Genomic DNA, 20,568 nt, shown 5'->3' on the forward strand with positions numbered 1-20,568 from the left:
GTCGGGTGCGTGGTTTATGTGTCGCGACGGCGACAGCCGCTAACGCAGCGACGCGCGGTTACCGTTACCGGTCGACCACACCGAGATTTCCGCACCGAGCGGATCGCCGTCGCACATCAACGCGACCAGATCCTCGTCGTCGGTCGTCGCCATGAATCGCGTTGTGTCCGTCTCGAGCCTGCCGACGATGATGCCGGTCCGGACCGGCCAGTCGTAGCGCACGGAGTACGTCTCGATCGTCGCTTCACCGTCGGGCGTTTTGGTGACGTTGACCTTGGGCAGCGCTTCAACCTGCTTGTTCAGCTCCGCACAGTTGTCGGTGCGCCAGTCCACAGGTGTGGTCGAGTAGATGCCGACGGAGTACTTGCTCATGATCCCGCCGTTGGCGCCGACGAGGCCGAACTGCCCTGGCCTGTCCCGCATCTGCGCGACCGTCTCGGCGATAGCGTGCAGGGAGTAGCTGTTGCCGGGGCCACCGAAGTACGGCAATCCGCCGGTCAAGGTCAGACCGCGCGGGTCGTCGCCGTCGATGCCGAGAGCTTCGCAGATGACGAAGACCGGGAACGGGAAGCAGCTGTACAGATCAAAGGTGGCGATGTCGTCAACGCCAATTCCCGCTAACCGCAACGCTTCTCGGGCCGCGTGGACCGCCGCCGGGCTGGCCCCGAGGTCGACGCGGTCGAGCATCGCCTGCTCGACCATGTCGGAGTGGCCGTGCAGGTAAACCCATTTGTCTTGCGCCACACCGAGGCGGGTCGCGGCTTCCACGGACATCAGCACCGCCGCCGCGCCCTGGTTGACCTGATCGCGGGCGACGAGCAACCGGGGGTATGGGTCACTGATCATCCGGTTGTCGTCGGTGACCGTGATGATCTCCTCGACCGACCGCTCGACCGGCGATGACGAAAACGGGTTCTTGGCAGCCACTTTGGACATCGGGGCGAACAGTTCGGCCATCTCGCGCCGATAGTCGGCCACGCTGCGTCCCAGGCGGGCGCGGCGGGCGTTCTCGAGCAGCCCGTACTGCACCGGCGCCCCGGTCAAACCGTGCTGGATGGTGTATTCGTCGATGTAACTCGAGATCTGGTGACCGCGATCCTCCAGTTGACCCTCGACGTCTTCGGTGAAGTCCGGCTTGTCGTCACGGTTGGCGAAGTAGCGCGCCGTCGACCCCGGCTCCGAGCCCATGATCAGCACCACGTCGGCGTCGCCCGCCACGATGGTGTTGCCCGCCTCCGTGACGAGCTTCTGCGGCCCCTGCCCGCCGACCGGTTCCAGTACCACCCGGGTTGGGTCGCCGCCGAGCCGGTTCATCACCGAGCGCGGGTAGTTGTTCGACTTGCCGAGCGTCGCCGGCATCGGGCCGGAGATCTCGAATTGCCGAAGCCCGAAGACGGTGTCGACGGCCTGTGCAACGCCGTTGGCGCCCGTGTCGGCAAGGGCCGCCTGCGCGGCGGCCGTCGCGAGGTCGACCGCCGACATGCCCCGGTAGTCAGCGTCGTCGATGCGCTCGGTGAACTGGCCGACGCCGACGAGCACCGGGGTGCGGGGATGCACCGGCATTACAGGCCTCCTGACAAGTGTTAATTCGTCAGGCTAACCGAAACCTGAAACGTGTTCCAATTTGGCCGCGAACGGCCCTGCTCACAGGCTCTGCAGGATCTCCCGGGCGAGCGCGGCGGTCTCCGACGGCGTCTTGCCGACCTTGACGCCGGCGGCCTCCAGGGCCTCCTTCTTGGCGGCCGCGGTGCCCGACGAGCCGGACACGATGGCGCCAGCGTGGCCCATCGTCTTGCCCTCCGGCGCGGTGAATCCCGCGACGTAACCGACGACCGGCTTGGACACGTTGGCCTTGATGTAGTCGGCCGCCCGCTCCTCGGCGTCACCGCCGATCTCACCGATCATCACGATGACCTTGGTGTCGGGGTCCTTCTCGAAGGCCTCGATGGCGTCGATGTGGGTGGTCCCGATCACCGGGTCACCGCCGATACCGATCGAGGTGGAGAAGCCGAAATCGCGCAGCTCGTACATCATCTGGTAGGTCAGGGTGCCCGACTTGGACACCAGCCCGACCGGACCGGGGCCGCTGATGTTGGCCGGCGTGATGCCGGCCAGCGCCTCGCCCGGGGTGATGATGCCCGGGCAGTTCGGCCCGATGATGCGGGTCTTCTGCCCCTTGTCGACGTTGTAGGCCCACGCATAGGCGCTGTCCTGCACCGGAATTCCCTCGGTGATGACGACCAGCAGCGGGATCTCGGCGTCGATGGCCTCGATGACGGCGTCCTTGGCGAACTTCGGCGGCACGAACACGACCGAGACGTTGGCGCCGGTTTCCTTGATCGCTTCGGCGACGGTGCCGAACACGGGCAGCTCGACGTCCTTGCCGACCGGGTCCACGTGCGACACGGTCGTGCCCGCCTTGCGGGCGTTCACGCCGCCCACCACCTGGGTGCCGGCCTTGAGCATCAGGGCGGTGTGCTTGGTGCCCTCACCGCCGGTGATGCCCTGGACGATGACCTTGGAGTCTTTGTTCAGGAAGATCGACATAGCTTGGTTCCCTTACTTGTTCGCCAGCTCGGCGGCTTTGTCGGCACCGGCGTCCATGGTCTCGGCCTGGATCACCAGCGGGTGGTTGGCTTGGGCCAGGATCCGGCGGCCTTCGTCGACGTTGTTGCCGTCGAGCCGGACCACGAGCGGCTTGTTGGCCTCGTCGCCGAGCATGTTCAGCGCGGTCACGATGCCGTTGGCGACGGCGTCGCAGGATGTGATGCCGCCGAACACGTTCACGAACACGCTCTTGACCTGCTTGTCGTTCAGGATGACGTCGAGGCCCGCGGCCATCACCTCGGCCGACGCGCCACCGCCGATGTCGAGGAAGTTGGCCGGCTTGACCCCGCCGTGCTTCTCGCCCGCGTAGGCGACGACGTCGAGCGTCGACATGACCAGGCCCGCCCCGTTACCGATGATGCCGACGGAGCCGTCCAACTTGACGTAGTTGAGGTCATGCTCCTTGGCCTTGAGCTCGAGCGGGTCGGTCGCGTCGCGGTCCTCGAACTCGGCGTGGCCCGGCTGACGGAAGTCGGCGTTGGCGTCCAGCGTGACCTTGCCGTCCAGCGCCAGGATCTGGCCTGGGTCGTCCTCACCGCGGGAGGGAGTGCGCACCAGCGGGTTGACCTCGACCAGGGTGGCGTCCTCGGCGACGAAGACCTCCCACAGCTTGTTGATGGTGACCGCGGCGGCGTCCAGCACCTCGGCGGGCAGGTGGCCCTGCTCGGCGATGGACCGCGCGGTCGCCAGGTCGACGCCCTTGACGGCGTCCACCGGAACCTTGGCCAGCCGCTCCGGCTTGGTGGCGGCCACCTCCTCGATTTCCATGCCGCCCTCGACCGAGCACATGGCCAGGTAGGTGCGGTTGGCGCGGTCGAGCAGGAAGGAGATGTAGTACTCCTCGGCGATGTCGCTGGCCTCGGCGACCAGCAGCTTCTTCACCACGTGGCCCTTGATGTCCAGGCCGAGGATGTTCTTGGCGTGCTCGTAGGCGTCCTCGGGCGTCGCCGCGTACTTGACGCCACCCGCCTTGCCGCGCCCGCCGACCTTCACCTGCGCCTTGACCATCACCGGGCGACCGATCTCGGTGGCGATCTCGCGAGCGCCCTCGGCGGTGTCGGTCACGCGTCCCGGCGTAGTCGGTACGTTGTGCTTGGCGAACAATTCTTTTGCTTGATACTCGAAAAGGTCCATGGACTCTCTGTCTTCGCTCGACTCAACTACTAGGCCTCTTGGTGGGCGGTGCCGCACTGGGCAACTCGCACGGACGAACTGTATCCACCCCTCAAATGCCTTTGACCGCCGCGTCCGCCGATGTGGCACAGCTCACGAGCTATGGGTTGACCGTCCGCGTGATCCAAATCACAATTCCGCCCGGATTCTGCGACGAGGTTGCCAGTTCCGCGCGTTAGCGGATACCTTCCTAGGGTCCAGATAACGTTATGGTCACGATACGAGGACATTTCAGGTTGTCCCAGCACCGTTTTGCCCGGCCTTCTGCCGTAACCGAGGGCGTCGTGAGGGTTGGTCGCGCGGCAGGAGCCCGATGGGCGGAAGCCCCGCACCGCACCGAAGTCACCGAAATCCTCCCGCTCGACGGCTTCGATTTCGACGACTTCGAATTCAGCGACGACGCCGGCGATCTCGGCGGCCTGGACTTCAGCAATGACTCGACCTTCGACAACGAAGCACAGGTGCTGCTGGCGCCCGAGCTCGACGACCTGCACGACGCGGACGACCTACGCCCGGCATGGCTGGCGGCGCCCGTCACCGAGGTGCTGCCGCGGGTGGTCATCGAGCCCCGCACCGAGCGGCGCCTCGATCGCCCCCACGCCACCGACGTCGTCGGCGTCGCCCGGCGCGGCGGGCAGCACCGCAAGCAACCGACCAGCGCGGCCCGGGGCCGCCTGCTGATCTCGGCGATGGCCGCCGGCGCCGCCGCCGCGGCCGCGCACACGGCCACCAGCCACGCCGACACCCCCAAGACCGACGCGGTGCTGACCGCGAACGCCTCCGCGCTGACCGGCGGCGCGGGCGGCAGCAACACCGTCCGCGGCCCCCAGGTGATCGCGGCGGAGCCCGCGGCCACCGCCGCGCTGCACAACCAGGAGCTGGCGAAGGGGGTCGCCTTCGCCAACGACCGCGCCCAGCGCGAGGCCCGGTTGTCCCAACCGCTCTACGTGATGCCGACCAAAGGCATCTTCACCTCCAACTTCGGCTACCGCTGGGGAGTGCTGCACGCCGGCATCGACCTGGCCAACTCGATCGGCACCCCGATCTACGCGGTGTCCGACGGCGTCGTCATCGACGCCGGTCCGGCCGGCGGCTACGGCATGCTGGTCAAGCTGCGCCACGCCGACGGCACGGTCACGCTCTACGGTCACATCAACACGGCGTTGGTCAGCGTCGGTGAGCGCGTGATGGCCGGCGACCAGATCGCCACGATGGGCAACCGGGGCAATTCGACCGGCCCGCACCTGCATTTCGAGGTCCTGCAGGGCGGCACCGAGCGGATCGATCCGGTGCCGTGGCTCGCTAAGCGTGGTCTCAGCGTCGGCAACTACGCTGGCTGAGGTGACCGCGCCGAACGAAGAAAATTCCGGTCCGCGTCCGCCCGAGCCCACACCGGAGCACGACCCGCCCTCCGACTCACGGACACGGATCATCCGCCGCGCGCCGACCGGTCCCATCCCCACCATGCCGGACACCCCCACCACCCACTTCACCCCGCAGCCGCCGCCCTACCGGTCCGGTTCCGGCGCGGCCCGCATGGGTTACGGAGTGCCGGCCATCGAGCCCAGCGATCGCACGGCCGTCGCCGCGTGCGCGGTGAGCATCGTCAGCGGCTGGGCCACGTCGGTGGTGGCCACCGACCTGATCGCCGGCTGGTGGCGTACCGACCGCCTGTTCTGCATCGCGGTCGCCTTCCTGGCCCTGGTCTTCGCCGGCACCACGGTCTCTGGCGTGATCTTGCTGCTGCAGCGCCGATCGGTCAGCCGCTACCTGCTGATGGCCGGAGCGCTGGTCGCCGTCCTCACCTACATCGGCGTGTTCATCGCCGGGGCGCGGGTCGCCTGGGTTGTGCATCTGCTGCCCGCATTGCCGATCGCCACGGTCGTGCTCGTGCTGCTGCCGCAAACCAAACGCTGGCTGGACGCCTGACCTTTGCCGAACGTGCACTCCCGGTGAGGATTTCGCCGATTTCTCGCGCTGAGTGCACCCTCGACGCGGAAGCTCGCGGTCGCGGCTAGAGCTTGCTGATCGGGGCGTGGTTGTGCATCAGCTTCACCCGTCCCGAGCTGCCGAAGTCGATCAGCGACATGGCCGATTCGCCGACGCCGGACACTTCCTCGACCCGGCCCAGTCCGTACTTGTCGTGCGTCACCCGGTCTCCGGGTTCGAGCACCAGCAGCGGTCGCTTGCCCATCCCCGAACGGGTCGGGGCCGCCCGCGGGGTGCCGAACCGGCCGGCGCCGCTCACCGGCGCGCTGAACGACGGGGTGGGTGCCGTGCGCCGCCATTCGATGAGCTCTTGCGGAATCTCTTGCAGGAAGCGCGATTCGGGATTGAGCATGGGCTGCCCCCAGGACGACCGGACGATCGCCCTGCTGACATAGAGGCGTTGGCGGGCCCGGGTGATCCCGACGTAGGCCAGCCGTCGCTCCTCGGAGAGCTCGACCGGATCGTCCAAGGACCGCATGTGGGGGAACATTCCGTCCTCCCAGCCGGTGACGAACACCACCGGAAACTCCAGGCCCTTGGCCGTGTGCAGCGTCATCAGGGTGACCATGCCGGCGCCGTCCTCGGGGATCTCGTCGCTGTCGGAGACCAGCGAGACCCGTTCCAGGAATTCCGCCAGCACGCCGGTGTCCGGCACGTCCTCGTCTTCAGGTGTCTGCAAGGACTCGCCCAGCGCCGCGGCGTTGGCGCGGTCGGTGCTGAATTCGTGTGCCACGCTGACGAGTTCATTGAGGTTGTCCAGGCGCGCCAGCTCCTGGGGATCGGTGGACGATTCCAGCTCCCGGCGATATCCGGTGCGTTCGAGCACCGACTCGACCAGGTCGCCGAGGTCGTCGTCCAGGCGGCCGCGCAGCTCGTCCAGCAGCTCGACGAAACCGGCGATCGCCTTCTCCGCGCGCGAATTCAGCATCGGCACTTTGCCTTCGGCCGCGGCCACCAGCGCGTCGGCGAAACTGGCGCCGGTGTTCTCGGCATACACCGCCACGCACGCCTCGGCGCGATCGCCGATGCCCCGGCGCGGGGTGTTGAGGATGCGCCGCATGCTGACCGCGTCGCCGGGGTTGTCCAGCACCCGCAGGTAGGCGACGATGTCGCGGATCTCCTTGCGCTCGTAAAAGCGCACTCCCCCAACGACTTTGTAGGGGATTCCGGCGCGGATGAACACCTCTTCGAACGACCGCGACGAGTTGTTGGTGCGGTAGAAGATGGCGACATCGTTGTAGGTGATCTCGCCCTTTTCGGCGAGCGCGTCGATCTCCTCGGCGACGAATCGGGCCTCGTCGTGCTCGTTGTCGGCGACATAGCCGACGATCAGCTCGCCGGCGCCTTCGGCGGTCCACAGCCGCTTGTCCCGGCGTCCGGAGTTGCGGGCGATCACCGAGTTCGCGGCGGACAGGATGTTTTGCGTCGAGCGGTAATTCTGTTCCAGCAGAATGGTTGTCGCGTCCGGGTAGTCGCGTTCGAAGTCTTCGATGTTGCGGATGGTGGCGCCGCGGAACGCATAGATCGACTGGTCGGCGTCGCCGACGACGCACAGTTCCGCGGGCGGCACCTCGTCGGAGACCTCGTCACTGCCGGGTTGATTCGGCGGTCCCAGCTTCACCTCGCCTCCGCCGGCCCCCGGGCCAGCTCCGGCGCCGCCGCGACCCGCCAATTCGCGGACCAGCACGTACTGCGCGTGGTTGGTGTCCTGGTACTCGTCGACCAGGACGTGGCGGAACCGCCGCCGGTAGTGCTGGGCAATCTGCGGGAAGGCGCGCAGCACCGCCACGGTCTCGCCGATCAGGTCGTCGAAGTCCAGGGCGTTGGCCGCGCGCAACCGCCGCTGGTACTCGCCGTAAACGCTGGCCACCGTGCGGGACAACTCGTCGGAGTCGTCGGTCAGGTTGGCTACCGCCCCGGCGGGGTCGATCAGCTCGTTCTTCAGGTTGGAGATGGCGTTGGCCAGCAGTCGCGGCGAGTAGCGCTTGATGTCGAGCCCCATGTCGCGGCCGATCATCTGCAGCAGCCGCCGGGAGTCGTCGGCGTCGTAGATGGAGAAGTTGGAGTTCAGGCCCTCGATCAACGACGCCTGGTTGCGCAGGATGCGCACGCAGGTCGAGTGGAAGGTGGACACCCACATCGCGCGGGCCCGGTTGCCCACCAGCCGGACCACCCGTTCGCGCATCTCGGCGGCGGCCTTGTTGGTGAAGGTGATGGCCAGCACCTGCCCGACCCCGACCCCTCGTTCGGCGATCAGGTAGGCGATGCGGCGGGTCAACACCGCGGTCTTTCCCGAACCCGCGCCCGCGACGATCAGCAGGGGCGAACCCTCATGCACCACCGCTTGGCGCTGTTGCGGATTGAGACCCTCGAGCAGTTGATCTGCTTCGGAGGCCGGCTTGGCATCTGTTACGTGCACACTCATGTCAGTCCAAACTTACCGCCGCCCACTGACGCATCAGCGCCCCGGGATCAGACCAGGCTAGTGGCCGGACCGGCCGGTGCGGCGTCACGGACGCTACCCGAAATCCGGCGTGTCGGAATGGCGTTTCCGAAGCTGGTTCCATCCGGCCGGCTAATTGCACCGGAGTCCAAAAAGCGCAGCTTAAACGCGATTTTTTGCGTGTTCACGGTTTTTAGTGGCACACTCGATTGGTGCTCAACGTGCAATGTCGGCGACGCTCCTCGGCGCAGGAGTGGCGCCGCCGATTTCCCTACGGGTACCAGTTCGCGGTGCCCGTGGTCTAACTGCTTCCGCAGAGCCCCGTGGTCCGCTTCGGCACTCGGGGCTCGTCTTTTGTGAGGCCCGATACTGCATGAGACCAGAACCCCCACATCACGACGAAGACGCGGAGTCAGCAGAGATGAACATCGAGACGGTGGCGACCGAAGTGCCCACCGACATAGACGAGTTGCGTCACGAGATCGACCGGCTCGACGCCGCGATTCTGGCCGCGGTGCAGCGGCGCACCGAGGTGTCTCAGGCAATCGGCAAGGCCCGGATGGCCTCGGGCGGCACGCGACTGGTCCACAGCCGCGAGATGAAGGTGATCGAGCGCTACAGCGAACTCGGCCCCGAAGGCAAGGACCTGGCGATTCTGCTGCTGCGCCTGGGCAGGGGCCGGCTCGGTCACTGACCGGGTCACATCGGCGCGGCGTTATACCTGGCTCCGTCACCTCACAACCCATAGGGTCGAAGCATGACCCGCGTCGGCGACGATGCAGAGCGAAGCGATGAAGAGGAGCGGCGCCAATGACCCGCGTCGGCGACGATGCAGAGCGAAGCGATGAAGAGGAGCGACGCCAATGACATCCGTGCACACCCTCCCCGACATCACCGCCACCCCGGCGTGGGACGCCCTGCGCAGGCATCATGAACAGATCGGCCAGACCCATCTGCGTCAGTTCTTCGACGACGATCCCGATCGCGGCCGCGAGCTGACCGTCTCTGTCGGTGACCTCTACATCGACTACAGCAAGCACCGCATCACGCGAGAAACGCTGCGGCTCTTGGTCGATCTGGCGCGCACGGCCAATCTCGAAGAACGGCGCGACCAGATGTTCGCCGGGGTGCACATCAACACCTCCGAGGATCGCGCGGTCCTGCACACCGCGCTGCGGCTGCCCCGGGATGCCGAGCTGACCGTCGACGGCCAGAACGTGGTCGCGGAGGTGCACTCGGTGCTCGACGCCATGGGCGATTTCACCGACCGGTTGCGCAGCGGTGAATGGACGGGGGCTACCGGCAAACGGATCAGCACGGTCGTCAACATCGGCATCGGCGGATCGGACCTCGGCCCGGTGATGGTCTATCAGGCGCTGCGCCACTACGCGGATGCGGGGATCTCGGCGCGTTTCGTCTCCAATGTCGACCCTGCCGACCTGATCGCCACTCTGGCCGACTTGGACCCCGCCACAACGCTTTTCATCGTAGCGTCGAAAACGTTCTCGACGCTGGAAACCCTGACCAATGCCACGGCCGCACGCCGCTGGATCACTGACGCCCTCGGGGACGCGGCGGTGGCCCAGCACTTCGTCGCCGTCTCCACCAACAAACGCCTCGTCGACGACTTCGGCATCAACACCGACAACATGTTCGGGTTCTGGGATTGGGTCGGGGGCCGCTACTCGGTGGATTCGGCGATCGGCCTGTCGGTGATGGCCGTCATCGGCCGAGAAGCCTTCGGGGACTTCCTATCCGGGTTCCACATCGTCGACCGGCATTTCAAGACCGCGCCGCTGGAATCCAACGCGCCTGTGCTGCTTGGGCTTATCGGCCTGTGGTACTCCAGTTTCATGGGCGCGCAGTCGCGCGCCGTGCTGCCGTACTCCAATGACCTGGCGCGCTTCGCGGCATACCTGCAACAGCTGACCATGGAATCCAACGGCAAATCGACCCGCGCGGACGGCAGCCCGGTCACCACCGACACCGGTGAAATATTCTGGGGCGAACCGGGAACCAACGGGCAGCACGCGTTCTACCAGCTGTTGCATCAGGGCACCCGGCTGGTGCCCGCCGACTTCATCGGGTTCAGCCAACCCCTCGACGACCTGCCCACCGCCGAAGGCGACGGCAGCATGCACGACCTGTTGATGAGCAACTTCTTCGCCCAGACCCAGGTGCTGGCGTTCGGCAAGACCGCCGAGGAGATCGCCGCCGAGGGCACCCCCGCCGACATCGTGCCGCACAAGGTGATGCCCGGTAACCGGCCCTCGACCTCGATCCTGGCCAACCGGCTCACCCCGTCGGTGATGGGCCAGCTGATCGCGCTGTATGAGCACCAGGTCTTCACCGAGGGCGTCATCTGGGGGATCGACTCGTTCGACCAGTGGGGCGTGGAGCTGGGTAAAACCCAGGCCAAGGCCCTGCTTCCGGTGATCACCGCGGACGGCTCGCCGGCGCCGCAGTCGGACAGCTCCACCGATGCCCTGGTGCGCCGCTACCGCAGCGAGCGCGGGCGCACCAGCTGAATCAGGCGAACATCTTGGTCAGCTGCGGCGGCAGCACCCGCATCAGTTGCACCAGCGGCGCCCACGGCCACCGCGGCACCACGGCCCGGCCAGGCTCGCGCTCGATGGCACCGACCAGCGCCTTGACACCAGTCTCGTTGTCCACCATCAGCATCGTGCTCCCCGACTTGGCGGTCATCTCCGATTCGATGTAACCGGGCTCGATCACGGTGACCCTGATCGGACCTTTCGAATACTCGGCGCGCAGCGACTCACCCAATGACGTCAGCCCCGCCTTGCTGGCGCAGTAAGCGGCCTTGACGCCCGGGACGCCGGTGTTGCCGAGCACCGACGAAACGAGCACCAGGTGCCCCGATCCGTTCTTGTTGAACATCTCCAGTGCGGCCTCGATCTGCACCAGCGCTGAGACCAGGTTGGTCTCGATGGTGGCCTTGTTCGCCCACAGTTTGCCGGACCCCAGCTTTGCGCCCTTGCCGATGCCGGCGTTGACGACGATGCGGTCGATGCCCCCGAGTTCGTCGCTGAGTTCGGCAAACACCTGGGGACGGCCTCGTGGTCGTTGACGTCGAGCGCGGCGACGGCGATGTTGATGCCCGGATGCTTTTGCGACAGCTCGGCTTTGAGCTCATCGAGCCGGTCGGTGCGCCGCGCGCACAGGGCGAGGTCGCGGCCCTTGGCGGCGAACGCACGCGCCATGCCGGCGCCCAGGCCGGAGCTGGCACCGGTGATGATGATCTTCTGGCGAGTCATCGGGGCAGCATATCGACAGGTGTCAAGTCCCGGCCCGGCGACTACTTCAGCAAACGCGACATCCGCCGGTCGGCCAGGATCTTCCCGCCGGTCTGACACGTCGGGCAGTACTGAAAAGACTTGTCCGCGAACGAGACTTCGCGCACGGTGTCCCCGCACACCGGACAGGGCAGCCCGGTGCGGGCGTGCACCCGCAAGCCGGAGCGCTTCTCGCCCTTGAGCGTGGCCGCGCCCTGCCCGACGGATCGGGTCACCGCATCGGTGAGCACCGAAACCATCGCGTCGTGCAGGGTGGCGAGCTGCTGATCGGACAGCTTGCCGGCCGTGGCGAAGGGCGAGATCCGCGCGACGTGCAGGATCTCGTCGCTGTACGCGTTGCCGATCCCGGCGATCACCTTCTGGTCGGTGATGACGGTCTTGATCCGGCCGGTGTTGCCGGCCAATAGATCGGCCAGCGCGTCGGCGTCCAGATCCAACGCGTCCGGGCCCAGCGCGCCGATGCCGGGGACCTGAGCCGGGTCGTCGACCAGCCACACCGCCAGCCGCTTTTGGGTGCCGGCCTCGGTGAGGTCGAAACCGGGCGCCTCGCCGGGCGTGCCCAGGTGCACCCGCAGCGCGATCGGGCCCTTGCCGGGACGCAGCGGCGCGGCGCCCAGCTTGTCCGACCAACGCAGCCAGCCGGCACGCGACAGATGCGCGATCAAGAAGAGGTTGTCGGTGCGCAGCCCGAGGTACTTGCCCCACCGCTCGGCCCCGGCGACGGTCTGGCCGTGCAGCGCGCTGATCGGCGGGTCGAAGGTCTTGAGCACGGACAGGGCGGCGATGTCGACCCGGCCGATCGGCAGGCCGACGGCGTGGCGCCGCAGGTGGTCGACCAGCGCTTCGATCTCGGGTAGTTCGGGCACGGTTTCAGTGTGCCGGTCGCAGCAAATAGGTGTCCATGATCCAGCCGTGCCGGGCGCGGGCTTCGGCTCGCAGCGAAACGATGCGCGGCCCCACCTCGCCCACCGTGCCCGCGATGAGCAGTTCATCGTCGGTGCCGAGGTAGGCGCCCCACCAGATCTGCGTGTCGGGCGGGCAGACCTGAAACGAGCAGTCGCCGTCGAGCATCACCACGGCCGATGCCGAAGACGGCCCGTAGGTGCGCAGTTGCCTGCCCGTGGTGATCAGCACGGGTTCGCCTACCTCGTTGAGCGGGATGCGGTGGCGTGCCGTCAGCGCCTGCACGGCGGTGATCCCCGGAATGACGTCGAACGTGAAGTCGACGCGCGCGGCCACCGCGTCGAGGATGCGCAGGGTGCTGTCGTAGAGCGACGGATCGCCCCAGGCCAGAAACCCGCCGACGCCGTGCGGACCGAGTTCGGCGGCGATCGCATCGGCCCAGATCTGCGCACGGGCGGCGTGCCACTGAGCAACCGCGCCCCGGTAGTCGGCATCGTCTGCGCGCTTGGGGTCGGCCAGCTCGACGAACCGGTAGCCCGGCTCACGGATGAACCGGTCGCAGACCTCGCGTCGCAGCGCCACCAGGTCGCTCTTCTGTTCGCCCTTGTCCATCGCGAAGAAGACCTGTGTGGCGTTGAGCGCCTTGATCGCCTGCACGGTCACGTAATCGGGGTCGCCGGCCCCGATGCCGATGACATGAATGTGCCGGCCCACCGCGTCGCCTCCTGATGCTCGTTGCCCGTCAGATTGCCGAATCGCAACCTTCAACATCTAGCCGGGACCCCAAGTACCCAGTACCATGGGTACCGTCTGAAGCACCCAATGGAGGGAGCGGCGCATGACCTCAGCGGTGAAGCCCCCAGGGCCGAGTCGTGAAGACTTCTCGGACCGGTTGCTGAAGGGCTCGGTCAAGAAGTCCTACGAACCCGTCGTCGACATCGATTGGGACGCACCGCTGGATCCGGACAAGTTCTATCTGCCGCCCCGGCTGGTGTCGCTCTACGGCACCCCCATGTGGGACGAGATGTCCCGCGAACAACAAATCGAGCTGTCCCGCCAGGAATTGGTCAACACGCTCTCGGCCGGGATCTGGTTCGAGAACATGCTCAACCAGGCGCTGCTGCGCACCATCCTGCATGAAGACCCGACCAGCAGGTCGACGCACTACAAGCTGACCGAACTGGGCGACGAGACCCGCCACATGGTGATGTTCGGCAAGGCCATCGAACGCATCGGGGCAAAGCCGGTGCGCCCCAAGCTGTTTCACCGAATGATCATCAATGCGCTGCCGTTGGCGTTTCAGCGCGGCTCGATGCTCTGGGTGGCCGCCCTGATCGGTGAGGAGATCTTCGACTCGCTGCAGCGGCAGATGATGGACGACCCGGAACTGCAGCCAATCATCCAGCGCCTCATGCGGATTCACGTCACCGAAGAGGCACGCCACATCCAGTTCGCGCGCGACGGCGCCCGTAAGCGCGTCGTCGAGATGCCCCGGTTCAACCGTTGGTTCATGGCCAACATCAATGGGTTGGGCGGATACTTCTTCAACTACCTGTTCAGCAATCCGGTCCCGTACGCACGGGCGGGCCTAGACCGCAAGCGGGCCCGAAAGGTCGCGCGCACCAGCCCACATCGCCGCGACACCCAGGTGGCCGGCTTCGCTCCGCTGGCGGCGTTTCTGACCGAGGTGGGCCTGCTGGGGCCGATCGCGCGCCGCGGTTGGAAGCGCAGCAGGTTTCTGTGACGGCTGAGCATCCGCTGGTCGTCATCGGTCCGGACGCCGGCGTCCGCTCCGTTTTGCAGTCCGCCGGCGTGACCGACGTCGCGACGCTGGACGTCCCGATCCCGCGTTGCGTGTTCGACGAGGGCACCGACACCTGGACGCTACACACCGACGGCGGCCGCGTCGTCCGGGCGCACGTCGTCGTCGACGCACACCGCCGGCCCGGCACCCCGTGGATACCGAAGTTTCCTGGAGACAAGACCTTTCGCGGTGCGACGTTTCACGCCGCGGCATGGGACCGCGGATTCGATCCGTCCGGCAAGCACATTGCGGCGATCGGCACCGACGCCGCGGCGGCCCATCACCTCGAGCGACTGACTCGGGCGGCAGCTTCTGTCACCGTGTTCGGCCACGCACCACGCCGGGTGGTGGCCGACATCCCGGCATGGTCCACCCGCGCCAAACGCTGGCTGCGCAGCCGCGCCCGGCCCGCCGCCACGCGGCCGCTGCTGACGATCGCCGCGTCGGCGATCGAGGCGGTCACCGCAGCGGGCGTGCGCACCGCCGACGGCGTCGAGCACCGCGTCGACGCCATCGTCTATGGCACCGGCTTCTTCATCCCCGAGGACGCCGCCGACGACGGCTTGATCGGCGCGGGCGGCCTCACCCTGCGGCGGGCCTGGCACGACGGGATGGAGCCGTTCTGTGGGGTGGCGGTCCGCGGATTCCCGAACTACTTCGTCATCACCGGACCCGATCGGGACGCCCAGGCGCGCTACGTCGCCGAGTGCCTGAAAGTCATGGCGCGCACCGCCAGCGCCCGCATCGAGGTGCGGGCCAGCAGCCAGCGGGTGTTCAACGAGCGGGCCCAGTTGCGACCGGCCGAGCCGCCCCCGGTGGCATCCGCCTTCGAACTGTCGGCCACCGCGCCCGCCGGCGACAACACCTACAGCGGAGCCGCCACCCTGGAAATCGGTGGCGCCCGCCATCCGGTACAGGTCCGGCTGACCGGCCATCTGGACCCGCTCGACGGCCGCTATCACTGGCAGGGAACCGTCTTCGATTCGGCGGCCGGACCGTTGTCGGACGACCTCTTCAAGCAAGTACGGACCGGCACACTGACCATCGGTCGGCGCAGCGCGCCGGCACGCATCGTCGAACAGACACCGTGGGGAACGCATTCGGTCGCCGGGGTGGGCGCTCCGCCCTACGCACTGAGCAACCGCTGAGCCCCGCTCGGGGGCCGCCGCGGCCGCCGAGACCGGTGCCTTTGCGCTGGTTAATGCACGTTTGTTGAACGTACCCAAAAGTTTGGCGGCGCTCAGCGCGTGGTAACCCCGGGGAAGCGCGTGCTGGGCGACGGACTCCACAGCACGCTGGGGCGATGAAAGTCGAACGCCCCAGCGGGTGGGGAGGGGAACACATGATGCCTTCACTGCGGGCTTGCGGCACAGATTCGGGCGAATGCCGATCGCCTGTGGATTCTGCCTGCGTAGTCGCCGACGAGTTGCGAAGTAGACTTTTGCCCCTGAGAGCGGATACTCAAGCAGTCGGCCCGGCAGAATGCGAGGAGCGGTAAATGGAACCGGACGCCAGGACCGAGCTGGGATGAGCCCCGTGGCCGTTGCGATGCGAACGGATGACTCGGTCGCCGTTCTGACCGTCGACGGTGAGCTGGATGCCGCCAACGCCACCACTGTGCTCGAGCGAATTCTCAAGGCCACGTTGGACGACGCCGCCGCCGTGATCGTCAACGTCTCCGGCCTCAAGGCGCACACCGAATCAGCATGGTCGACCTTCATGGGCGCTTACTGGCAGGTTGGCAGCGCTCCGCACGTTCCGATCGTGTTGGTCTGCACCGACCGGGCGACCCGCGAGGCGATCAGCAATAGCGGGATCACCCACTTCATGCCGGTCTATCCGAGCGAAAAGGCGGCAATGAAGGCGCTCGGCCAGAACAGCCGCCGCCCGGTGCGGCGCGCCGATGTCCAGCTGCCCGCCGACCTGACCAGCCTGCGCGAGTCACGGCGCATGGTCCGCGAGTGGCTCACCACCTGGTCGCAATCGAAACTCATTCCGGTGGCCCTGGTGGTGGTCAACGTTTTCGTGGAGAACGTGCTCGAGCACACCGCGAGCGTTCCGGCGGTGCGCATCGAAGCGCAAGGCACCACCGCGACCATCGCGGTGTCCGACGCCAGCGACGCGCCCGCGGTGCGGCTGCCGTCGCCGCCGAAGGGCATCGACGTGTCCGGGCTGGCGATCGTCGAAGCGTTGTCGCGCGCGTGGGGCAGCACGCCCACCCCGTCCGGCAAGACGGTGTGGGCGGTCATCGGTCCCGAGAACCAGCTGTAATCCGAAACCGTCCCTCGACGGCGCCCCCGTTCCCGTCGCGCCCAGCTGCCGGTTGTGCTGAAACTAGAACACGTTCTAATGTCGAGGGACGACCCCTCCAGGAAGGCAGATGACGTGCGGTTTACCTATGCAGAGGCGATGACTGACTTTAGGTACTACATCCCGCTGGCCAAGGCAGCCGAGGCGGCTGGCTACGACGCCATGACGATCGCCGACAGCATCGCCTATCCCTTCGAATCCGACTCGAAGTACCCCTACACCCCGGACGGCAACCGCGAGTTCCTGGACGGCAAGGAGTTCATCGAAACCTTCGTGCTGACATCGGCATTGGGCGCGGTGACCACCAAGCTGCGGTTCAACTTCTTCGTCCTCAAGCTGCCCATCCGCCCACCGGCGTTGGTGGCCAAGCAGATTGGCTCGCTGGCGGCGATGACCGACAACCGAGTGGGTTTCGGCGTCGGCACCAGCCCATGGCCCGAGGACTACGAGCTGCTGGGTGTCCCGTTCGCCAGGCGCGGCAAGCGGATGGACGAATGCATCGAGATCATCCAGGGCCTCACCACCGGTGAGTATTTCGAGTTCCACGGCGAGTTCTACGACATCCCCAAGACCAAGATGACGCCCGCCCCGACCAAGCCCGTGCCGATCCTGATCGGCGGGCACGCCGACGCGGCCCTGCGGCGCGCCGCGCGCCTGGACGGCTGGATGCACGGCGGCGGTGACCCCGAGGAGCTCGATCACCTGTTGGCCAAGCTCAAGAAGTTCCGCGAAGAGGCCGGCAAGACGGGGCCGTTCGAGATCCACGTCATCTCGGCCGACGCCTACACCGCGGACGGCATCAAGCGGCTCGAGGACAAGGGCGTCACCGACGTCATCGTCGGCTTCCGCATCCCCTACATCAAGGGCAAGGACACCGAGCCGCTGGACAGCAAGATCCGCAACCTGGAGATGTTCGCCGAGAACGTGATCGCGAAACTGTAAAATTCACAACGAATCCCATTTCGGGGCGCGCTTCTCTCGGTGCGCCAAGGCGGCTTCGACCGGGTTGTTGGTGAAGCCGCTGAGGATCTGGGTGCGGTTCTCGATCTCGATGGCATGGCGCAGGCTGGGCGCATCGAGCGCGGCGTTGAGCCCAATCTTGGTCTGCCACACGCCATAAGCGTTGTTCTCGGCGATCGCACGGGCCAGCTTGAGCGCGGCGGGCAGCAGCTCGTCGGGGGCGACGACCTCGTGCACCAGCTTGATGCGATAGGCCTCGGCCGCATCGATGATGCGGCCGGTGAGCATGAGTTCGCGGGCCACGCCGGCGCCGACGATCTTCGGTAACAGGTAGCTGGTGCCCATGTCCATCGACGAGAAGCCCGCCTTGATGAACACCGAACCGAACCGGGCCTGCTCGGAGGCGACCCGGACGTCGCAGACCAACGAGAACGCCAGGCCGCCACCGACGGCGACACCGTTCACCGCTCCGATCACCGGAATGTCCATCTCGTAGATCCGGGTGTACAGGTTGGCCAACCGAACCTGCGCGTCGTAGTTCACCTTGAACGCCGGGGTGGTCGGCTTGTTCTGCGTCCACGGCTGGCCGGTGCCGCTCAGGTCGGCGCCGGCGCAAAAGCCGCGCCCGGCACCGGTGAGGATCGCCACCCGGAACTCGCCCTCGTCGAGAACGTCGAGCGCCTTGTCCACGCCGTCGATCAACGACCCGTCGATGGCGTTGAGGCGCTCGGGCCGGTTCAGGGTGATGCAGGCGATGTTGTCTTCGAGAGCTTCTAGTGTCACTGCGGGCATAGGGGAACCGTAGGCGACGTGCCTGTTCACCGATGAGGCATACCGTGGTTTTGCCACCACACCGAAGGAGAAGCCATGGCACGAACCGAAGGCGACAGCTGGGACCTGGCCAGCAGCGTGGGCGCCACCGCCACCATGGTGGCCGCCGCCCGCGCGGCTGCCACCAAACGTCCTCAACCGGTCATCACCGATGAGTTCGCCGAGCCGCTGGTGCGTGCCGTCGGGCTGGACGTCTTCACCAAGCTGGCCAGCGGCGAACTCGATTCGGCCGACATCGAAGAGGGCGTCGCCTTCTCGCGAATGGTGGACACCTTCGCGGCTCGGGGCCGGTTCTACGACGACTACTTCGCCGCCGCCGGGCAGGCCGGGCTGCGTCAGGTGGTGATCGTGGCGTCCGGGCTGGATTCGCGGGCCTACCGGCTGCGGTGGCCGGCCGGGACGACGGTGTACGAGATCGATCAGCCGGAGGTGATCGCGTTCAAGACGGCGACGCTGGCCGAGATCGGCGCGGCCCCCACCGCCGAACTCCGCACCGTGGGCATCGATTTGCGCGAGGACTGGCCGGCGGCTTTGCAGGAGGCCGGCTTTGACCCGGATCAGCCGACGGCGTGGCTGGCCGAGGGAGTGCTGATCGGATTCCTTCCGCCCGAAGCCGAAGTGCGGTTGCTGAACGCCATCATTCCGTTGTCCAGCGAGGGCAGCCGGTTCGCCGCCGATTTCGGGACCGTCGCCCCGCCGACGCCGGAGGGCCAGGAGCAGGCGCAGCGCATGACCGAGGGGTGGCGGAGGCAGGGGCTCGAGCTGGACATCGCCGGCCTGGCCTACCCCGGCGAGCACACCGACGTCGCCGCACACCTGGCCGCAAACGGGTGGGATACCACCACGTTTCGGCTCACCGACCTGTTCGCCGCCGCGGGTCTGCCGGAACTGGGACCCGCCGGGCAGCAGGTGCCCGCCACCACGATCAGCTTCGTCAGGGCCGTGCGGCGCTAGCCGGCGCGGTGCATCACGCCGACCGCTTCGCCAGCCATTCGGCCTGCATCACCAGCAGGGCCATGATCTCCAAATGCGGTGTCTGCGCGTCGAGTTCGCGGTATCGCTGGTAGACGTTGACGACGACGCGCTCAGCGTCCAACCAGGTCGCGTACTCGCCGAGGTCGATGGTGTCGGCGGCCTCGGCCCACGACAGGCCCCGGCGGTATGCGGCCTCGGCCTGTTCGGCGACGTGCACGAGATAGCCACGCACCGCACGGATTCCATCCGGGTCTGTGACCGGGCCGTGGCCGGGCACCACCGTGGCAGCGTCCAGCGCGACCATCGCGTCGCACGCCGCGACCCAGTTGGCGATCGGGCCCGCCCACACGATGGGCGTGCAGCCGATGAACAACAGGTCGCCGCCGAACAGCACGCCGGCGTCGGGCACATGCACCACCGAGTCGGCGGCGGTGTGCGCGGGACCCAGGTTCAGCACGTCGATCCGGCGTCCACCCACCTCGATCGACAGGTTCCGTTCGAAGGTCTGGTCGGCGTTGCGCAGCGTGATGTTGCTGAAGTCGAAGTGCCCGAAGCGTTCCCGTGTGTACGGCGTTGCCACCGGCCCGAGGTTGGCGGTCTGCGCCATCGCCAGCATCTCGGGGGCCATGCCGTGCTCGATTTCCTCGGCGGTGCCGTGGGCGGCGATGATGCGCACCGACGCGTCGAGCAGCTGATTGCCGTGGGTGTGGTCGCCGTTGGAGTGGGTGATCACCGCGTCGGTGATCGGCGCCGGCCCGGTGATGGGCCGCATGGCGGCGAGCATCTCGCGGGTCAGCGCCAGGTCGAACAGGGTGTCCACCAACAGCGACGCACCGTCGCCGGCGATCAGCCCGGCGTTGCTCCACCCGTAACCGCCGTCGGGCAGCGTCCATGCCCACACCCGGTCGCCGACCTGATGCAGCCCGCGGGTGTAGGGCACCTTTGCCGGCGCGCGGTTGACCCGGGCCGGGGCAGGTGCGGCGTCGGGGTTGGGCCGGGGGGCCAGATGGTGCGGCGCGCCGCTGGCGCGGACAGTTTGCCGAGTCTCCCCCAAGCCCTGGACCCGAAGCGTGACGACGTCGCCGTCGTGCAGCCAGCCCGGAAACGCTTCCAGCGCAGCGGGATTGAGGTGCTCGACCAGCGTGCAGGTGGGCACCGTCCCGGAGCCGATGACGTCACCGGGATTCAGCGTGACGCCCCGCGAGGCGTAGGAGATGACCTCGCCGAAGGTCCAGTCCATCTGGGCCGTCGATCCG

The 20,568-nt window shown here is 67.2% G+C and carries 17 protein-coding genes and 2 pseudogenes; 9 read left to right on the forward strand and 10 right to left on the reverse strand.

From position 1 onward, the window contains the following. Positions 1 to 39: 39 nt before the first annotated feature. From A5622_RS08295 to sucC, 3 genes are all read right to left on the reverse strand, one after another. Positions 40 to 1,563: an acetyl-CoA acetyltransferase gene (locus A5622_RS08295; RefSeq protein ID WP_066877836.1), complete on the reverse strand. Its 1,524-nt coding sequence runs from the start codon at positions 1,561 to 1,563 to the stop codon at positions 40 to 42. An 81-nt stretch (positions 1,564 to 1,644) separates the two neighbouring features. Further along, positions 1,645 to 2,547 carry a succinate--CoA ligase subunit alpha gene (gene sucD, locus A5622_RS08300; protein WP_066877837.1) on the reverse strand — a complete coding sequence of 301 codons (903 nt, stop codon included), beginning with the start codon at positions 2,545 to 2,547 and terminating at the stop codon, positions 1,645 to 1,647. A gap of 12 nt (positions 2,548 to 2,559) precedes the next feature. Next, complete coding sequence (gene sucC, locus A5622_RS08305; protein WP_066877839.1) at positions 2,560 to 3,741, reverse strand: ADP-forming succinate--CoA ligase subunit beta; 1,182 nt, start codon at positions 3,739 to 3,741, stop codon at positions 2,560 to 2,562. A 323-nt stretch (positions 3,742 to 4,064) separates the two neighbouring features. Here sucC and A5622_RS08310 point away from each other — a divergent pair, with 323 nt between their 5' ends. Next, complete coding sequence (locus A5622_RS08310; RefSeq protein ID WP_082994549.1) at positions 4,065 to 5,120, forward strand: M23 family metallopeptidase; 1,056 nt, start codon at positions 4,065 to 4,067, stop codon at positions 5,118 to 5,120. A gap of 1 nt (position 5,121) precedes the next feature. Then, positions 5,122 to 5,709 carry a hypothetical protein gene (locus A5622_RS29575; protein ID WP_197507972.1) on the forward strand — a complete coding sequence of 196 codons (588 nt, stop codon included), beginning with the start codon at positions 5,122 to 5,124 and terminating at the stop codon, positions 5,707 to 5,709. Between the two features lie 85 nt (positions 5,710 to 5,794). Here the strand turns inward: A5622_RS29575 and pcrA are convergent, their stop codons facing one another. Then, positions 5,795 to 8,194 carry a DNA helicase PcrA gene (pcrA, locus tag A5622_RS08320; RefSeq protein WP_066877843.1) on the reverse strand — a complete coding sequence of 800 codons (2,400 nt, stop codon included), beginning with the start codon at positions 8,192 to 8,194 and terminating at the stop codon, positions 5,795 to 5,797. A gap of 391 nt (positions 8,195 to 8,585) precedes the next feature. Here pcrA and A5622_RS08325 point away from each other — a divergent pair, with 391 nt between their 5' ends. Next, positions 8,586 to 8,906, forward strand: coding sequence for a chorismate mutase (locus A5622_RS08325; RefSeq protein ID WP_082972517.1), 321 nt, complete (start codon positions 8,586 to 8,588; stop codon positions 8,904 to 8,906). A 169-nt stretch (positions 8,907 to 9,075) separates the two neighbouring features. Next, positions 9,076 to 10,740: a glucose-6-phosphate isomerase gene (pgi, locus tag A5622_RS08330; protein ID WP_066866707.1), complete on the forward strand. Its 1,665-nt coding sequence runs from the start codon at positions 9,076 to 9,078 to the stop codon at positions 10,738 to 10,740. Position 10,741: 1 nt separating this feature from the next. On the opposite strand, the pseudogene A5622_RS08335 reads toward pgi, so the two are convergent. The 4 genes and pseudogenes from A5622_RS08335 to cobF all read right to left on the reverse strand — a co-directional run bounded on the left by A5622_RS08335 (position 10,742) and on the right by cobF (position 13,146). Further along, positions 10,742 to 11,490 (reverse strand): annotated as a pseudogene (locus tag A5622_RS08335) (SDR family oxidoreductase). 41 nt (positions 11,491 to 11,531) lie between these two features. After that, positions 11,532 to 11,990, reverse strand: coding sequence for a zinc finger domain-containing protein (locus A5622_RS30065; RefSeq protein WP_232002255.1), 459 nt, complete (start codon positions 11,988 to 11,990; stop codon positions 11,532 to 11,534). Positions 11,991 to 12,152: 162 nt separating this feature from the next. Beyond that, positions 12,153 to 12,395: pseudogene (locus A5622_RS30070) on the reverse strand (DNA-formamidopyrimidine glycosylase family protein); the annotation flags it as partial. 4 nt (positions 12,396 to 12,399) lie between these two features. Next, the gene (gene cobF / locus A5622_RS08345; protein ID WP_066866713.1) at positions 12,400 to 13,146 is read right to left on the reverse strand and encodes a precorrin-6A synthase (deacetylating); all 747 of its coding nucleotides are present in this window, start codon (positions 13,144 to 13,146) and stop codon (positions 12,400 to 12,402) included. 124 nt (positions 13,147 to 13,270) lie between these two features. Here cobF and A5622_RS08350 point away from each other — a divergent pair, with 124 nt between their 5' ends. From A5622_RS08350 to A5622_RS08365, 4 genes are all read left to right on the forward strand, one after another. Then, positions 13,271 to 14,176, forward strand: coding sequence for a diiron oxygenase (locus tag A5622_RS08350; RefSeq protein WP_066877845.1), 906 nt, complete (start codon positions 13,271 to 13,273; stop codon positions 14,174 to 14,176). Between the two features lie 215 nt (positions 14,177 to 14,391). Beyond that, on the forward strand, positions 14,392 to 15,384 hold the full coding sequence (locus A5622_RS08355) for a DUF4873 domain-containing protein (RefSeq protein ID WP_232002907.1): 993 nt from the start codon (positions 14,392 to 14,394) through the stop codon (positions 15,382 to 15,384). A 379-nt stretch (positions 15,385 to 15,763) separates the two neighbouring features. Continuing rightward, positions 15,764 to 16,507 (forward strand): STAS domain-containing protein, encoded by a 744-nt coding sequence (locus A5622_RS08360; RefSeq protein ID WP_066866716.1) that lies wholly within the window; start codon positions 15,764 to 15,766, stop codon positions 16,505 to 16,507. Positions 16,508 to 16,621: 114 nt separating this feature from the next. Beyond that, positions 16,622 to 17,488: an LLM class flavin-dependent oxidoreductase gene (locus A5622_RS08365; RefSeq protein ID WP_066866718.1), complete on the forward strand. Its 867-nt coding sequence runs from the start codon at positions 16,622 to 16,624 to the stop codon at positions 17,486 to 17,488. A gap of 3 nt (positions 17,489 to 17,491) precedes the next feature. Here A5622_RS08365 and A5622_RS08370 read toward each other — a convergent pair whose 3' ends face one another. Next, positions 17,492 to 18,298: an enoyl-CoA hydratase/isomerase family protein gene (locus A5622_RS08370; RefSeq protein WP_066877846.1), complete on the reverse strand. Its 807-nt coding sequence runs from the start codon at positions 18,296 to 18,298 to the stop codon at positions 17,492 to 17,494. A gap of 75 nt (positions 18,299 to 18,373) precedes the next feature. Here A5622_RS08370 and A5622_RS08375 point away from each other — a divergent pair, with 75 nt between their 5' ends. Beyond that, on the forward strand, positions 18,374 to 19,291 hold the full coding sequence (locus A5622_RS08375) for an SAM-dependent methyltransferase (protein WP_066866721.1): 918 nt from the start codon (positions 18,374 to 18,376) through the stop codon (positions 19,289 to 19,291). A 13-nt stretch (positions 19,292 to 19,304) separates the two neighbouring features. Here A5622_RS08375 and A5622_RS08380 read toward each other — a convergent pair. Continuing rightward, positions 19,305 to 20,568, reverse strand: a 1,264-nt coding sequence (locus A5622_RS08380; protein WP_156752887.1) for an MBL fold metallo-hydrolase, incomplete at its 5' end; no start/stop codon positions are given.

It is taken from the genome of Mycobacterium sp. 1245801.1, assembly GCF_001673055.1.
In the GTDB taxonomy this organism is placed as follows: domain Bacteria; phylum Actinomycetota; class Actinomycetes; order Mycobacteriales; family Mycobacteriaceae; genus Mycobacterium; species Mycobacterium europaeum_A.

Coding starts and splice junctions, on each gene's coding strand:
- A5622_RS08295 (WP_066877836.1), bottom strand. CDS start 1,563: ATGCCGGTGCATCCCCGCACCCCGGTGCTCGTCGGCGTCGGCCAGTTC.
- sucD (WP_066877837.1), bottom strand. CDS start 2,547: ATGTCGATCTTCCTGAACAAAGACTCCAAGGTCATCGTCCAGGGCATC.
- sucC (WP_066877839.1), bottom strand. CDS start 3,741: ATGGACCTTTTCGAGTATCAAGCAAAAGAATTGTTCGCCAAGCACAAC.
- pcrA (WP_066877843.1), bottom strand. CDS start 8,194: ATGAGTGTGCACGTAACAGATGCCAAGCCGGCCTCCGAAGCAGATCAA.
- A5622_RS08325 (WP_082972517.1), top strand. CDS start 8,586: ATGAGACCAGAACCCCCACATCACGACGAAGACGCGGAGTCAGCAGAG.
- pgi (WP_066866707.1), top strand. CDS start 9,076: ATGACATCCGTGCACACCCTCCCCGACATCACCGCCACCCCGGCGTGG.
- A5622_RS08350 (WP_066877845.1), top strand. CDS start 13,271: ATGACCTCAGCGGTGAAGCCCCCAGGGCCGAGTCGTGAAGACTTCTCG.
- A5622_RS08360 (WP_066866716.1), top strand. CDS start 15,764: ATGAGCCCCGTGGCCGTTGCGATGCGAACGGATGACTCGGTCGCCGTT.
- A5622_RS08370 (WP_066877846.1), bottom strand. CDS start 18,298: ATGCCCGCAGTGACACTAGAAGCTCTCGAAGACAACATCGCCTGCATC.
- A5622_RS08375 (WP_066866721.1), top strand. CDS start 18,374: ATGGCACGAACCGAAGGCGACAGCTGGGACCTGGCCAGCAGCGTGGGC.